Annotated in this window: 11 protein-coding genes; 6 read left to right on the top strand and 5 right to left on the bottom strand. The window is 35.0% G+C overall.

The window, feature by feature from the left end; genetic code table 11:
• Positions 1 to 177 precede the first annotated feature (177 nt).
• The 4 genes from IPH52_06750 (at position 178) to IPH52_06735 (ending at position 5,170) form a co-directional block, all read left to right on the top strand.
• Positions 178 to 1,050: a helix-turn-helix domain-containing protein gene (locus IPH52_06750; GenBank protein ID MBK7054741.1), complete on the top strand. Its 873-nt coding sequence runs from the start codon at positions 178 to 180 to the stop codon at positions 1,048 to 1,050.
• 147 nt (positions 1,051 to 1,197) lie between these two features.
• A complete protein-coding gene (locus tag IPH52_06745; protein ID MBK7054740.1) occupies positions 1,198 to 3,714 on the top strand; it encodes a discoidin domain-containing protein in 2,517 nt (838 codons plus the stop codon).
• A gap of 1 nt (position 3,715) precedes the next feature.
• On the top strand, positions 3,716 to 4,582 hold the full coding sequence (gene metF / locus IPH52_06740; protein ID MBK7054739.1) for a methylenetetrahydrofolate reductase [NAD(P)H]: 867 nt from the start codon (positions 3,716 to 3,718) through the stop codon (positions 4,580 to 4,582).
• Between the two features lie 12 nt (positions 4,583 to 4,594).
• Positions 4,595 to 5,170 carry a hypothetical protein gene (locus tag IPH52_06735; protein ID MBK7054738.1) on the top strand — a complete coding sequence of 192 codons (576 nt, stop codon included), beginning with the start codon at positions 4,595 to 4,597 and terminating at the stop codon, positions 5,168 to 5,170.
• On the opposite strand, the gene IPH52_06730 is transcribed toward IPH52_06735, so the two are convergent.
• A complete protein-coding gene (locus IPH52_06730) occupies positions 5,171 to 6,403 on the bottom strand; it encodes a hypothetical protein (GenBank protein MBK7054737.1) in 1,233 nt (410 codons plus the stop codon).
• Between the two features lie 90 nt (positions 6,404 to 6,493).
• Between IPH52_06730 and IPH52_06725 the strand changes: the two genes are divergently transcribed.
• A complete protein-coding gene (locus IPH52_06725) occupies positions 6,494 to 7,258 on the top strand; it encodes a hypothetical protein (protein ID MBK7054736.1) in 765 nt (254 codons plus the stop codon).
• Positions 7,259 to 7,262: 4 nt separating this feature from the next.
• On the opposite strand, the gene IPH52_06720 is transcribed toward IPH52_06725, so the two are convergent.
• Complete coding sequence (locus IPH52_06720) at positions 7,263 to 7,691, bottom strand: TIGR04452 family lipoprotein (protein ID MBK7054735.1); 429 nt, start codon at positions 7,689 to 7,691, stop codon at positions 7,263 to 7,265.
• Between the two features lie 2 nt (positions 7,692 to 7,693).
• Entirely contained in the window at positions 7,694 to 10,837 is a 3,144-nt protein-coding gene (locus tag IPH52_06715) for a TonB-dependent receptor plug domain-containing protein (GenBank protein MBK7054734.1), read from the bottom strand.
• Positions 10,838 to 11,241: 404 nt separating this feature from the next.
• Between IPH52_06715 and IPH52_06710 the strand changes: the two genes are divergently transcribed.
• Complete coding sequence (locus tag IPH52_06710) at positions 11,242 to 11,607, top strand: hypothetical protein (GenBank protein ID MBK7054733.1); 366 nt, start codon at positions 11,242 to 11,244, stop codon at positions 11,605 to 11,607.
• Here IPH52_06710 and IPH52_06705 read toward each other — a convergent pair.
• Complete coding sequence (locus IPH52_06705; protein ID MBK7054732.1) at positions 11,604 to 14,498, bottom strand: TonB-dependent receptor plug domain-containing protein; 2,895 nt, start codon at positions 14,496 to 14,498, stop codon at positions 11,604 to 11,606. The genes IPH52_06710 and IPH52_06705 overlap by 4 nt on opposite strands.
• Before the next feature lie 515 nt (positions 14,499 to 15,013).
• The gene (locus IPH52_06700) at positions 15,014 to 16,552 is read right to left on the bottom strand and encodes a peptide ABC transporter substrate-binding protein (protein MBK7054731.1); all 1,539 of its coding nucleotides are present in this window, start codon (positions 16,550 to 16,552) and stop codon (positions 15,014 to 15,016) included.
• Between the last annotated feature and the right edge of the window lie 8 nt (positions 16,553 to 16,560).

The following is a 16,560-nucleotide window of genomic DNA, read 5'->3' as shown; positions in this document are numbered from 1 at the left end:
ATAAGATATTTGTAAGTAAATCAGAAAGAAACCCCCCGGCGGCAACCGGGGACGGAAAATATTTCCGAAGGAATATTGTCAGATGAGACATAATAAAACTTTATTCGCATTAAGTCAATCCTTTTTAATTACCTTTCTGCTTAATTTCTGATATTTTCGTAACGGAAGGAGAAGCGTATGGGCGAAACAAGCAATCAATATATAAAATTCATGTCCGATATCATTGACTCAGGATTATGGGGAAAGCTAAGTCCAGCAGCAAAAACTCTATACCCTGTTCTGCTTAAATTTAGTGACCAAAATTTTAAACACGTATGGCCAAGCACTGAAACGCTGCTTAAACTTACCGGATTCAAGACCAAAAAATCGATATTACTAGGAAAAAAGGAGTTAATAAAAGAAGGGCTGCTTTATTATAAGCCCGGCTGTGGTAGAACAAATTCTACTTATTATTTTTCTTTTAACTACACAGGATCAAAAATTACCCCTCAGTGGGATAAAAATATACCCCTCTCAGGTATACCGGCATCGCCCTCTGCCGAATACAATTCAACTCCTCGGCGGGGTCAGGCGGTATCCCCAAACAATCTTAATATAACCATACATAATAACCAGTCATTAAAACAAGAAGCAGACCCAGAGAAATCACTTGATAATTTAATAAACTTATACGGATTTGACCTTGTTGATTCTGCAATACAAATTGCAAAGGGTAAAGGACTGGAAAGTAATATGTCCTATGTAGCGGGGATATGTAAAAAATTAAGCAGTAGTTCAGCAAAGGAATCGCCTATTTTTAATCGAGAGATTGACTCTGCTCAGCATATAATTGATTCATGGAAAAGTTTTTTAGATTGGAGTAAAGTCCATTTAACAAGATCATCTGTCGAGATTTTAGAAAGTATTCCAATTGCTGTTGATGGACACTCAATATTTATCGAAAAAAAGCTTACGGATTTTTTAAAGCAGATTATCCTAAAATTTTTTAATGAAGAAATTCGCCCTTCCATTATTATTGTTTTCTCTGAAACGACTCGAATATCACCATGACCAAAATTAATCGTAAGAGAAAGACATAAATTACATAGATGAAAGCAATATTTTACAAAATAATTTAAGAAATATAGGAAAATACTTTGCATGATTTCACCACCATACACATTAGATAGAAAATTATGTTTGTAAATAGAGTAAGCAATGCCAGATAAATCAGTAAGGATTAGTCATCCATCGGAAGTATTAATACAAAATATTTCAAGTAAAGGTCAATATGAACTCACAAATGGAGCACTTTTTCATTTCATAGAAGAGTCCCCTACTTCGTCCATTGCAGTAATCACATTTCAGTTTAAGGAGCTTTCTTCTTTTAACTGCATTCAATTTGATTCGATGGAGAAGGAAAGCGAGTTTATGCCAAATACTTTCCGTTTCGAAATATCAGATGATGGAAAAATTTGGGAACCTATTATTAAAGAATATGAATACTCACGCGTAAGTAAAAAGCAATGCAAATGGAATTTTTCGATGATTAATTCCGCTTTTCTTAAAATGGTGATAAGGCTGAATCGAAGAAATAAAGAAGGTCTTTTTAAAACGGCTTTTTCAAATTTCCGAGTAATGATTGCTGGTATCGAAAAAATTATAAGTAGCTCTGAGAATGATCGTTTTTGGGTTAAAGAGAATATTATAGACGAAAGACCTGACTATGGTTGGTCATCGAAAGAAAAAACTTCTCCAGGAGAGGAGTTTTTATTAATTGATCTAGGATCAATTAATCGGGTAGAAGAAATAAGAATTCTATCTAAGAATGCGGAAGAGACAAATTTTCCCGAAGCTTTTTATTTCTACTATAGTGAGGATGATTTGTCTTGGCATCAATTGCATGAAGAACCTCAATTTATGTCTGAGCCAGGGACTTGGTACAAATGGAAGTTTTTTCCGACCAATATTCGTTTTTTTAAACTACTTTGTGTAAATAATAAACCCAATTCAATGAAGAGATATGTTTCCCAAATTGTAGAATTAGAAATCTATGCAGACGCAGATATAATAGCTCTTTCCAAAAAAAGAATTATTGCAGAAACACCACCCTACTCTTCCATAATGCGTCCAGGTTTAGTGAGGTTAGCTGCTGATGGAGAAACAAAAGAAGGACTAGCGGTTCAGGGAAACGACAGGCGGCTTAGAGATGCTACTACTGAATTTAAAGGCATAGTGGAATTAGCCACAGATGGAGAGGAAAGAGAATTAGTTGCTGTCCAGGGAAATGACAAAAGACTAAAATATGCTACAGAAAATACTTACGGATTAATACGCCTAGCAAAAAAAGGAGAATCTAAAAGTGGATTAGTTGTTCAGAGTGATGATGATAGGCTAAAATCTGCAACTACAGATTCTATGGGCATAGTGGAATTAGCCGAAGATGGAGAAACTCGACCAGGTGTTGTTGTTCAAGGAAACGATAAACGCCTAAAGAAAGCGACTACTTCTGAGTATGGGCTTGTAATTATGTCTGAGCTAGGTGCTGACATGCCAGGTAGAGTTTTGACTGCAGATGATCCAAGACTAAAGAAAGCCACTACAGAAAAAGAAGGTATAATGCGTTATGCCAATAATGGCGAAGAAGCTGCAATGGCCGCAGTTCAGGGAAATGATAAGCGATTAAAAAAAGCCACCACAGAAACAACCGGTATCGTTGAGCTTGCGCAATCGGGAGAAGACAAAGAAGGAGTTGTTGTTCAAGGGAATGATAAAAGACTAAAGTATGCATCAACCGAAGATTCTGGAATAATTATGCTTGCAAGAAATGGATTTAATATTCCGAATAAAGCTGTTGCGGCTGACGATTCAAGACTCTCTGATTCTCGTGATGCTAAGCCGCATACTCATGATTATGCGCCTATTAATCATGAGTATGGTTCGCACTCGGGATTAATTCACTTGAAAGGTTCTTCGTCTTCAGAGTTTAAGAACATTTCTCCACCAACGCAAAGTCATTCGGTCATTTATGGTCACAATGAAGCAAAAGGTGGATCTGGAATTTCAGGCGTCGGAATTGATGAGGGTGTTGTAGGGTTCGGCGATGATAACGGAGTAGTTGGTTATTCTAACGGAATAGATGATGAGTCTGCAGGAATTGCGGGTTTTTCTAAAAAAGGCTACGGAGCGATTTTCTCTTCACAAAAAAAATATGCATTGTATGCAAATGGGATTGGTGTGAAGAAAAAAGACATTGTAGGTTCCGGTAAGGCGTTGTTAGCCCATGGAGAGTCAGACTTTATTGGTCAAGTTAGATTCGTTGATGAAAAAGGCAATGACTGTATCGCTCGGTATTTTAAGTTAGCGCACAATGATATCGTAGCCAAAGGAGATTTGCTCGTTATTACTGAGAAAGAAGGGGCTATAGCAAAGTCAAGAATCGGATATTCGACGAAGGTAATCGGAGTTTGCGTTGATTCCTCTTGCATTGAACTAGGTGACAAAAAAGTTGGAACAGATCATGTTCTCGTGGCTTTGTTTGGTGTAGTTAGTATGCATGTGGATGCTTCGGAAGGCTCAATTACTTATGGGGATATTCTTGTGTCAGGATTAACAGCTGGTCATGGTATTAAAGCAGATTTAAATAAATTGAAACCGGGGATGCTCGTTGGTAAAGCGTTAGGTGAATGTAAAAAAGACCGTGGGGTCATTCCTGTTATCCTTACGGTAAGTTAATATGAAAATATCTGAAATTTATTTCAAAGCTAATAAGCCAGTTTTCTCGTTTGAGATTTTTCCACCTAAGACCGTTGAAGGTGATGCTAAGTTAATTAATACAGTGTCTGATTTAAAAAGTCTTTCTCCAAGTTTTATTTCTGTGACTTATGGAGCTGGCGGTTCTACAAAAGATAAAACTATCGATTTGTGCGAAAGAATTCAATCCCAATTTCAAATTCCAACGATGTGTCATTTTACTTGTGTTGGAGCAAGCAGTATTGAAGTAAAAGCTACATTAGAGATTATTCAATCCAAAAAAATTGAGAATGTTATTGCGTTGAGAGGAGATCCTCCTAAAGAGCAAGGTGTTTTTGTTAAACATCCATCTGGATTTGCGAATGGAAAAGAATTAATTCAGTTTATTCGGCAAGAAAAATTTCCTTTTTGCATTGCAGGTGGATGTTATCCGGAAAAGCATCCTGACTCCCCTACTCTAGACGCGGACATTCAATTTCTTAAGCAAAAAGTCGATGCTGGAGCGGAGTTTTTAATCACTCAGTTATTTTTTTCCAATCAACTTTTTCAACAGTTTTTAGAAAAAATAAAGCTCACTGGAATTTCAATTCCAGTGATTCCGGGGATAATGCCGATTACCTCTTTTAGTCAGATAGAGCGTTTTAAAGGAATGGCTAACTGCGAAATTCCCCAAGAATTAGTTCAGGAATTGACGCTTCTAAAAGACCATCCTTCTGACTTTCTAAAAAAGAGTATTGAGTTTACTGTTTCCCAATGCAAAGAATTATTAACTATGGGAGTATCTGGAATTCATTTTTATACTTTAAATCAATCTAGAGCTACCATTGATATAATGAAATCTTTAATTTAATAGGAGTTTAATATGAGCAAATTGATAATTCAAAAGAGTTTCTTGGTTCTAGGAATAGCAAGTCTCCTCCTGATTGGATGTGTCTCTAAATCTGATTCAACGAGGGCAGCGGATACTAACGCACCCACAATCATTTCATCTACCCCTGATGTTAAATCAATGCCCGTTGCTATCGTAGAAGATGGTTGGGGTGTTAATCTAAAAGAGTCCTCTAATGCAAAAGATGTCAATGGGATAATGGATGTTAGTTGGTATACAAAAAAATATTCAGGAAAAGCAACTAGCAGATCCATTGAATTAAAGTCTCCATCTTATATGGAGTCTAGTTGTAAACAAACAGTAAAGAAAGAAAATGGAAAGTCTTTGATTGAAGCTGCCTTTTTATCTTTAGGTTCAGAAATTAAACCAGAAGTGATTGCTGGTTTAGTATCGAAGATAACCAAAGACGATTTGCAAAAAATTGAAGTTAGCAATTGCAAACCTATTTCGACTGAAAAAACATTCTCGGAATGCGAGTGTTCTTTGTCATACAAAGCAGAGGGTGGAAAGAAAGCTTTAATGGAGAAAATACTTCCTCTAAATAAATAATCATTGAAAAATGTAAAATTCCATTGGTGTTTTTATATAGATTATTCTTATTATAAGCAATAATAAAACGATAAAACTGAATCTGAGCGCATAGTAATCATTATGTGCTTTTTTTTCTTGTTTCAAAAATATAAGCCATGGTAAACTGATGGTAAACATCCGAGAGATATTATCAAAGGAAAGCCAGTATCCTACCTCCCCTACTCCTGCCGTGAATAAAATAAAATAAATGGGAATATAAAGAATTAAATCGCGCCGGTTTTTAATATTCGTTAAATTTAGAGCTAATATAATATAGAAAATGAAAATTGGAAATTTTGCTAGTTCTCTAAATATATTCTTTATTCCAGATAGAGATTGAAATTTGATACTCTTAAAGAATCCGAATAGCGGATAATCAATTAAATCCAAAAAGCCTAATGGATTAGTTCCATGGTGGAAACTTGGAATTAATTTAATTAATTCGATTATCAATAAATAGGTTCCTAGTGATAGTAAAAGTATAATTGAGATTCTAATTTCTCTATCTAGAAAACTTAATAGTAATAGTGTTCCAGCAATGATAATGCCTGATTCTCTTATGAAACATAGGAAGGTAATGGTAAGAAAAATGGAGATAAAATTATAACTTCTATTTGAAGCGGTTAATTTTAAATTGTCTAAATTAAAGCCATTTATCTTTAAAACGTAAATGCAAATAATTAGAAAGGATGCAAAGAGAGAGTCAGATACAAGTAGTAAATTAGAATTTAAACTAAAAGGAGAAAATAGATAGAAATAAGACAAATATTTTAATTCAGTATCCAATATTCCAAATAGTAACTTGAATGAATAAATATGGAAGAGAGTTAATAAACATAAAGTTATAATAGGATATGAGCCGAAACCAAAAATGCTTGATAAGAAACCGGCTAATAAGGATAAACCTATGCGATTAAATCTTATAAAGAAAGAGTCCATGATTGGAAAGGAATTAAGTCCTTCTGTAAATAAAGACTTGGCGATTAAATAAAAAAATTGTCCATCATAACCACCATCATTGTAAATAACAAATGCTTTGTCTATGAGTGATGGGTTTAATTCTGCAAATCCTTTCCATAGACCTATTAAAGACGAAAGATTGTAATTGTATGGTTGAATTTTAAAATAGGTTAGAATTAAGAGTAATAATAAGTATCCCCAAATTAAATATATTGGATTTAATGTATTTAGTCTATCTTTAAGGTTTTGCATATTATATATTATATATTGATTTGGCTAAATCTAGCTGCAAGTATTTAATTTGGTTGCAATAATAAATATGCTTTTAGAATAGGATTGGTTATGACTTTAATATTGACCATACAAAATGCATATGAATATTTAGAAAAGTTAGGTCCTGCAAAATCCATTCAACTCATGAAGAATTTGGGTTATGAAAAAGTTATTTCACTTTCTTCTAAACTAAAAAAAGAAAGATTAATCTATTTAGCGCAAAAACTTTCGGATGCAAAAATCCTTGAACTTATTACTCAAATTCCAGAGAAAGAATTAATTGAAATTGTTGAAGCAAACTCTGATGAGCAGTTAATATACTATATCCACAGTCTTTCGATTGAAGATCTGAAAAAAATTGCAACGTCTGTCTCTCCAGCAGATATAACGAAGTTAGCCGGTGGACTTGGTAAAGAAGGGGCAATTGAGCTTCTAAAAAATATTGGCACAGATAAAGCGATTGGGTTAATCAAATACATTGGATCTGATAATTTAGTGAAAATTATCCGCGATGTGAATATCGACCATCTTATACCCATTGTCAATACCTTGACATTACCTCAATGTAAGAAGTGGATTAAGAAACGAGGGCTAAATGAAATTCCGCAATTAATTCATGCAATAGGAGCTGAGAATATGCTTGTTTTTATTAATAGCATTGGATTTGAGAAAAGCTTAGAATTAATGGAGTTACTAGGGTTTGAAAAAATGGTAGAGTTAATGCACAAGATAGCTAAGATGCATTTGCCGCACTACAGATTGGATTCAGAAGAACAAAAACTTCATCCTAAAAAGCATAAGAATAAAACGAATGCAAAAATCCACGCAATCTAATCTGTTAGTCGATATCAATGATCTTATCAATTGCATTTAATTGACATAGAATTGGAGGAATTAATCTACTATTTGGATCGCTTGTTCTTAATGGATCGGAACTCTTTTTATTTCTATTTGCTGTAATGTTTGGTTGATCAATGGCTATTGCGGCGAGAAATATTTTAGTAGCACAATTCTCTACGTCACGTCGGCTATAAATTTTATCGTCTTGAATTCCAGCTAGAGAAGGAATTATGAAATCAGCGGCTAATGAGTTATTGCTGTTTGTTGATATATCATTTACAAAAAAAGAGGCAAGACGATTTTTAATTATTTCTTTTGCTTCTCCCCCTTTAACCTTGGAAGGTTTTATAAACAGTTTATTTGTAATTGGACAATTGAGAAAAATAGTTACGATCGAGATTAATGATAGTTTTATAATTAAATTCATTATTAAAACCTATATCCTAGTTTGAAATAAAGCTCTCTTCCGAATCCTAATAGTTGATGTGGGTCAATGGTTGGAGAAGTGAAACTACCACTGTCAATGTCTAAAGGAAATAAAACTCTTTGATTGAAAATATTCTTTGCAGAGATAACAAGGATTAGATCATTACCTAGATTGGATGAGAAAGTTAGGTTAAAGAATTTACTTTCTGGAACTTTCCAAACCCTGTAACGAGTAATACCTCCCCCTACTCCGTAGCCCAGATAGGAAGATGCATTTGTAGTTTCACCGGGTAATGGTGGTAATTCTCGCAGACTTCCATCATTGTTAAGAACTTGTGAATTTGTTCTTGGAGGATTTTCCATTAAGTAAATTGATCCATTGTAATAGAATTCTAAGCTTATTGTGTAATTGTCATTAATAACAGATCTAGATAAAGCTGCTTTCCATAATTTTGTTGGAGAGTTTAAAGTTTGGGGCTTGGGAGTAAAAAGAGTATTTAAAAATGAAGAATCACTAGGTCTTCTAAGTTGGTAGCTTGAATAACTGGCATTAGCCCGCCATTTAGTATCAATAATATATGTTGTTGCCAGAGAGCCACCAGTATTGCTCCATTCCGGTGATTGACCAAATGAAAGTGTTGCGGCATTGAAGGCGTAAATTGTGCTTCCTGTCATTCTAAAAAGATCAATATTCAATATGAGAGATCCTTTCATTAGTGGTTGAATAATGTTAATCTCTTTGTTTCTTACTTTTTCTGATTGTGCATTTCCTAAATCACGTGGCAATCGAATTAATTCTTGTGGAGTTACCATTCTGAATGCTTCAGCATACATGAATTTAACTGTGGTATCGGTTGATTTAATATTTTGAATCAATGCAATTCGCGGTGTTTTATCTTCTGTAACTACGTCCTTTCTTTGAAATGGTTGCACGTAGCCATTAGCCGTCCGATTACCAAATTGATCATTGACTGGATTTGTTAGGTTGACTGGATTTCCGGGACCTACATAGGGTTGGGTTCCACCAGTGCTCGGAGTTCTAAGAAAAGGATCTGTAATTGACTCATTTGCAACATCAGTTTCCATTCCATTTTGGTGTCGGTATACATTGTTTATCTTTTGAGCGTCATATCGCAAACCAAGAACTAAAGTTGTATCTGTTTTGAAAGTGGTGGTGATTTGTGTCCATAAACCAAATTGTCTTCCATCATCGGCTATTCCCTGTTGCCTCCTATCAATTAAGCCATTGCGTCCAACGTTTGCCTGGTAGTTGATATAATTTACGGCCTGCATATTTCCACCGGTCATAAAACGCAGTGCTTTAATGATTGAATCTTTATTCTCTATCTTATAAGGCGTGGCTTGAAATTCAATTCCCTCTACTTTAGCGGTTGACGCATAACGTTTCACAACCCCTCCTCCCATTGCTTTCATATAGTTTAAATAGGTAGGAGAGGATAATCTTGCCGCAGAGCTATTCCCATAGGATGCAGGAGCCCCTATCGGATTGTTAGCTTGCGAAAAACCTTGGTAATCCTTATCTCTATAATCACTATTTATATTTAGTTGGCGAAAGATTTTTACGCTCGCTTCATACTTTTCCAAGTAGGACGGCGTATAATCAAGTGAAACCGCTCCCACCCCCCAAATCCTATCATTTCTAGGAGAACCATACACAGTGTCCCCACCAGAGCCAGCTCCGTCAGCCTGCGGAGGAATCCAGCTAGTTCGTTTTGACATATAAAAGGATTTGAGGTTCCAGTCTCCATATTTAATATCTAAGTTATAATTTGGAAACCATTTTCCGTTTTCTGCCATTAGCCCCGTCGATGTCCACATTCTCTGTCCAGTGTCTACTTCAGCAGTATTTCTTCCATATTCACTTGTGCCAAGTGTTGAATTGGTTGGCGTGGAATTGAAGTTAGCCGCATTGGCTCCAAGATTTTGATCATAGAATCTATTACCGCCCCAAGAATTGTATCCAGAGGTATATAGTCCTTTGCCTTCAAATCGAGATGCGTCCAATGAAACAGAAAATTTATCGTTAAACTTGGAGTAATACAATGCTCTAGTTGTAAGGTTTTTTAAAACAGAATCATATTCTGTAATAAATTCCATTTCGTTTTTTTTGGTTGGCTTGCGGGTAATAATATTTACTACGCCCGTGATGGAATTATTTCCGTAAAGAGCTGCACCAGGACCTTTGATTACTTCGATTTTTTCAATTCGTTCCATATCAGTGTAAACGTCTGAATAAAATTCTCCAAAATGGAAATAATCATTTAACTTTTTTCCATCTTGCAGATAAAGAACCCGACGCTCTATTTGATTGTTTACAAAGAGTCCCCTGAAATCAGAACTCCAATTTTGACCAACCCAATGTGTATAAACCTGCGGAACAAAATTAAGGGCTTCTGTAAGATTTCTAAATCCAGATCTACGTATTTGTTCACGGCTAATGACTGTTACATCTGCCGGTGCTTCGGTTGTTTTCTGTGCAAATTTAGAAACTGATACAACTATATCATCTTTCTCGGAAAGAATTTTGAAAACTTCTTCCGATGCAGCAGCAAGATCTTCTTTTGGTAAAGGAAACATAAAATCTTTACCGATAGAATTATCTTTTACAAATTCGTTGATGTTTTCAGTGCGCTCAGAGCGTTTAACGTTTGATTTGATTCGATTTGAAATTTTATTCGTGAATTCGTTTATATTCTGATCATCGGAAACCTTTGTTTCATTCGAATCTAAAGTAAGACCTTCTACTCCCGATAAATCATTGGATAAGTTAAATGCATCTATCAATACTTCTTTTTCCGGATGATAGACTTGACCGTATAAGTTTAAGTTGCCGCTGTCTTCTCTTTTATAATATCCATCGATAAGTAAAAGGGTATTTTCTTGTTTAGCTTTATTTATGTTTTGCTTTAGATCGGATGAATCTATTTGAATTACTTCATACCCAAGGCTAATTAATTTTTTTGATAGTCTTTCTTGAATTTTCTGGGAAATACTTATTTCTTTTGCAGTTTTGTAAGGATTAAATGCGTTTAAAATAATTTTTTTATTCCTCATCTCTTGCGAATCGAGTTGATTGATGAGTATAAAAAATCCAAGGATGAATGATATACATTTTATTCGAAGCAAAGACAATACCCTATATTTTTAAAGATCAAAAAGATGTTGATAAATGTATTAGAGATTAATCCGCATAAGTCTTAAAGCCTTGAATAGGGCTTCTTGAGTGCTACCTATAGTTTCGTTCCTTGAGCAGGAAAGAATTAGAAAAATAAATTGCCTCCAAATTTTTTATTTCAGGGTTTGATGGCTACAAATCTATCCGAAAGTTTTTTATATCATTTCTCAAAAAGAATTGAACCTAAACAATTCAAATAATTTGAAAATGGTAACTCACCTTTACGCAAGTTGAGTTGTTAATTGTATATTAATTCAAAGAAAGGGAGTTGTGTATTTTTTTAGAAATCTTTTTCCTTCTCTTTATTTATTAAAATTATTCTTTCTTTTTTTTATTTAATTCTCAATATGTGGATATGATTTTTAAACAAATAAATATACTTATTCTAATTTTACTCCTTTCAAGTTGCACTGGAGTTTATTATGGGATTGATGGACCGGATGTTATTTCGCGAAATGATGCAGTGGCTAAGATCAATGATGCTTACCTTGTAAAAATTGCAGCCTGCGGTTTCAATTCAGACAATGTTAAATTACTTGCTACAAGGTATACTGTAAGTGACCGGAAAAATTTAGATGGTGCTTACTATGCAACAAAGGATATTGATGCTTGTGTTAAAAGCATCTTATTCGTTTCATGTGTTGACTCAGCGAAATTCACGTGCAATATTTCGCCAAAAGATTTCTTCGGTGGTGGAGGATTATTACAGGGTGGATTTTAAAAAGTATAACTAAAGCCTCCCCAGAAAGTTCTTTTTTCAACTGCAGGAGTTCCGTTTGAAAGATCAGGACCTCCTGCATTGCTTATCATAGGGTATAAATTTCCTGCCGCAAATAAATTCTTAATCATAAAATAAAATTCCATATTTTCTAAGAACTTGTAATTGAATCCTATGTTTGCTAAATGGTTTCCCTCTACTCTTTGGTTTTTAGGCGAATACCAAGACGGATAATAAAGATAAGTCACCGAAATAGTAAGCTTGTCAACGGGATAAAACAAAGTATGCCATCTTGTGACATTGCTTGGATAACCTCTAAACTGCCGATTGTTTTGATCGCTTGTTAGGTAGACACTATCAGTTTGCCCCGGAGAAGCAGTGAGTAGTTTTACAATGGATTGACTGAATGTTGTTGATATCATTCTCGTTTTGTAATTAATAGATATTTCTGCACCTCCCTGTCTAATCTCACCGGGATTATTTTTATAAAACCAATATCCATTCCAGTTTCCCGGCACATCATTTCCAAGTCTTGGCATGTTACATCCATTAGGACCCGGCGTTGTTGCTGTCGGTGTAGATGGCTTATCGCAGTATAAAACACCTACATCAATTACCTTTTCTACTTTATTAAAAAACATTATATTCTCAAGTGAGAGATTTGAGGTAAAACTGTAATTAGTCGCAAATTCGAAGCTTCGCATTTTTTCTGGCTTTGTTTTTGGAACGTCTCTATAATAACTAGTTGGAAAACCTTGTCCGTCGAAAGAGTTTGGAATATTCGAAGCCTGAATATATGGAAAATTTTGAATTCGCAAATGTCCATCTCCTTCAAAACCACCAGCATAAGAAACCCCTACTACACCACGAAAACCTTCTTGATAGGAAAAGCGAAATCGTAAATCTTTTGTCATTCCATAGAGTGCTCCGATACGAGGAGCTAAGTTACTTCCCCAATAAGGATGCTTATCGTAACGAAAGGCTCCGAAAATATCGACCTTGTCGGAAAGTTTATAAAAGTCTTCCATGAAAAAACTTTTTACCGAGATACTTCCTGGATATACATATCTATTTCTTTCATTTGGACTTTTGCCACTAGTATCTAATAATAATGCGTTATCCGCTACGTTTTGTGAATAATTTAGAATATAATTATTACTCTCTGAGTTCACTTGCCCCATATCGTATTTTCTATATTCAACTCCAATGGCTGCATTATTATTTTTTATTAATTCATTTAGACTCAAGATGACTGAGCCACCATATCTATATTCGCGCGTTCCGCCGAGGGCTAAACCTTTTTGGCTTCGAAGAAATATATCATCTACCGTATAATAATTTTTAAATTTTAAAGAAATTTTATCACTAATATCATAGGTATAAGTGCTAGTTCCACTCTTAACAGTATTTTGTAATTTATTTCTATCACGATAGAAATTATACAAGTCTCTAGTTTGATTTGTATAAAAGCCAGTGAGTTCTAAATTTTTATAATTGATAACGCCGGTCACTACATCACTATCTGCTCTCTTTAATCTTGCGCCGCTAGTTGCAACATTTCTACGCGTAACAACAGAATTAAATCCGCCGGAAGGATCAGGTGTGTATGTATCAAACATTCGCACTGCATCATTTGGTATTTTAGATGTAGGGACTAATTCCGTTAATCCTCTTTGGTAATCATAATAGCCTTCTTGACCAGAAAGAGTTTGTGATTTTGCCCAACCTTCACTTCGTATTTCCTGTCCGTTATAACGAGCAGTGGATATTTGAAAAAATGTTTTTAAATCAGGATTTTCTTTTCCACTTCCGCCTGCCTGTAAGGTTCCTGTTGAATAATTATTCTGACCCATTGAACCAGAAATTGTCGTTCCGTTTGTAGTATTTCCATTTTTTGTAATGATATTGATGACACCTAATAATGCACCTTGTCCCAAAGTAACAGAGCCCGGACCTCGAATCACTTCTATTCTTTCAATGTATTCCATATTCATACCATTGATGATTGAATCGGGCGGACCCCAAAACCATTCCGTGTTCATATTGTGTCCATTGATTAGAAGTAGCACTTTCGCGTTATTATCCGATGCGAATCCTCTAAAGCCGGCAATAGTGTCGTCCTGATCTTCTACTGTAAAGAAACCTGGAACATAGGTCGTCAATACTTCATTGACAGTTCTTGCTCCACTCATTTTGATTTGCTCTTTTGTTATGACTGAGACGGAAGCTGGTTGTTTCTTTGCATCTTTGATAACGTTAGACGCTACAGACACTGTTTCTTTTTCGGCAAGGATTTTAAATACATCGGCAGATGCACTTGCGACATTTTCCTCCGCGATAGGAAAATAAAGATCTTTATCTTTGCCTAGAGCTGTGCTAGTTATAGCATCGTTTATATTTTCCCGTCTTTCTGTTCTTTTGGTATTTGTGCGAACTCGAATTGCAATTTTCTTTTTTAATTCGTCAATGGATGAGTCTGCTGTTTTCTTGGTTTCGTTTGGATCTAACGTTATTCCTTCAATGCCAGATAATTCATCTGTGACATTTAAGGCATCGATCATATAACCTGTATCAGGATTGTAAATTTGGGAATAAATATTTACGCCTTCCGATTCATATAATTTATAATAGCCATCAACGACAAACTTTGCACCGTTTCCTTTTGCTATTGCTAATGTTGTTTTTAAATCCGATTTTGATTCTTTAACTTCAAACCCATTTGCTTTAAAGCTTTCTTCGAGATTCGAAAAGATTTTGTTAGCCATTGCATCGGATTTTTGGGATTTATATGGATTAAAATGCGTTAGGTAAATAGTCTTAGATTTATTCTGGGTATCTTGCGCTAAAATGGCTACAGATAGAAAAATAAAAATCGCGATAAGAAATGTTTTCATATAAAAAACCTCATGGAAATAACTATGGAGCGAGATGTATTTTTCGAATTAGGCTATTCGTTATTATACAATCATGTATCAGAAATACCCTTACCTAGATTTTCATGATTAAAGAATAATTAAAACTATGTCAAACAGATAATGCAATTTTGTTATAGAGAAATTCATTTTTTTATAAAATCTTATTTTTGAATTTTATTTGCGGATAATCTTAATTTGTCTGAAAGGTGAAAAACTAATGATAATAGTTTCTTACTGTTCGATAATGGGCATGCAAATTGCCAAAAGTAAATTACGAATTTAAAATATATAAGGGGTTGCGTAAAAGCATCATTTTCATGTTGTTAATTTCTTTCATTTGGGTTATAACAATGTTATACTCAATGCAATTTATTGACAAAGCTTGCTTTTACACAGTCCCTGACCAGCGTGCCTATCGCTGGATTTGGGGCTACACCTAATGGTGGGTTCGCCAAACTCAATGTTGCTCCCTAAGGGTCGCAACATAAGGCGGGCTATTGATTCTCTAATTTTTTCTTAAGCACAATCATTGCATCTCTCTTTTTGTAGGATAATCGTAAGTATTCTAAGGCTTCCTTATTGCTTGGAGCAACCAGCAATGCATTTTCAAAGATTTCAATGGAGGAATTGTAATTGCGCTCGTTGTAATGTCCAATTCCGGTTTCCACATAGGATTTCATATTTGAATTTTCAAAGCTACGGATGGTATTTAAGTCAGAGTTGGCTTGTGCATTTGATGGAAGAGTTCTTAAGGAAGCCATGAACATTTTAATTGCTTCGAATGGTTTTCCTCGTTTTGCTAAATCTGTTCCTTGCATTCTTTCTTGTTCGCTCTGGGCAAGTAGGCTTGCTTGTATACCTTCTTTCGCCGCCGCTATACTTGGATTGATTGCTAGAACTTTTTGATAGTCTGTCCTAGCTTGTGCATAGTTCTTGTTTTTGAAGTGGGTCTCCGCACTATTTAATAATTCTCTCGTTTTTGCACCGGAAAGTTTTTCTAGAATAATCTGTTGAAAAGAGAATGCTGACTTATTGCCTGGATCTCTTTTTAAAATTGCTTCGAATACGATTTTTGCCGAGTTTAACTTTCCTTCATTGAAAAGATTTAAACCTACATCAAATAGCTTTGTTAGTTTTGCACGCTCCACGATTGCATCAGGAACTGCAACTCCAGAGTCTTGTGCATATTTCTCATTCAAGAAAAAAGAAGATTGATCCGGAAGTAGAACTCTTTCTTCTCCGCAAGTAGAAGTTTTCATGTTAATCCTATTTGCTATTTGTCCTGTGAGAACTCCAATTTTACTATAGTCGGGGCTAATACCAAATGTTGCACCAACTTTGACAAGAGCTGGAAAACTCGTCATGAGTATAATATTGTTTTTTTTTGCAAATTCAGACAACTGTTCAAATTCAACATTCGAATACAAAGGATCATTAACCATGAAAAATGCGTCTGTTTTTCCTTTTAGTTCTTCCAGGGCTAACTTAAATTCTTTTTTGTCTGCTAGCTTTTTACGATTGTAAATCAGTTTGTATTTTAAATCCGTATATTCCCCTTCCCCGGCAGAATATTCTCCATCATTCGTTGTATAGAAAGCAGAAACTGTTCTTGCGTTAGGTTTAATGTCTTTCAATGCTTGAAAAAATTCACCTATGCTAATATCCATGCTTACTCCGCAAAGATTTCCCCCATCAATGCCAAGTGATTTTGGGGAATTTACCATTGAAAATACAATAGGCGTTTTCTTTAGATTCTCTTTTGCAATCTTGGTTGCTGCAGGTCCAATCGTAATAAAAAGGGGAGCTTCTGAGTCATCAATCGCTTTAAAATAACCGGCAATGTCCGGCTGCTCTGCTGTAATAATATCCAAATAGGAAATTTTTAGTTCGCCTTCGAATACTGACTGTATGCCGTAAAGCCCTTGCTCATAAATTCGATTGTCCGACGAAAGCAAAACTTCAATCGGTTTGTTCGCATAAATTGAATGCGTTAGGAAAAATACTGTAAAAATTATTTTCTTCCAATCTTTCATATTGCTGA

It is taken from the genome of Leptospiraceae bacterium (assembly GCA_016708435.1).
Taxonomy (GTDB): domain Bacteria; phylum Spirochaetota; class Leptospiria; order Leptospirales; family Leptospiraceae; genus UBA2033.
Note: the sequence above shows the minus strand (reverse complement) of the source record. Positions and strands in the feature narration are given on the sequence as shown.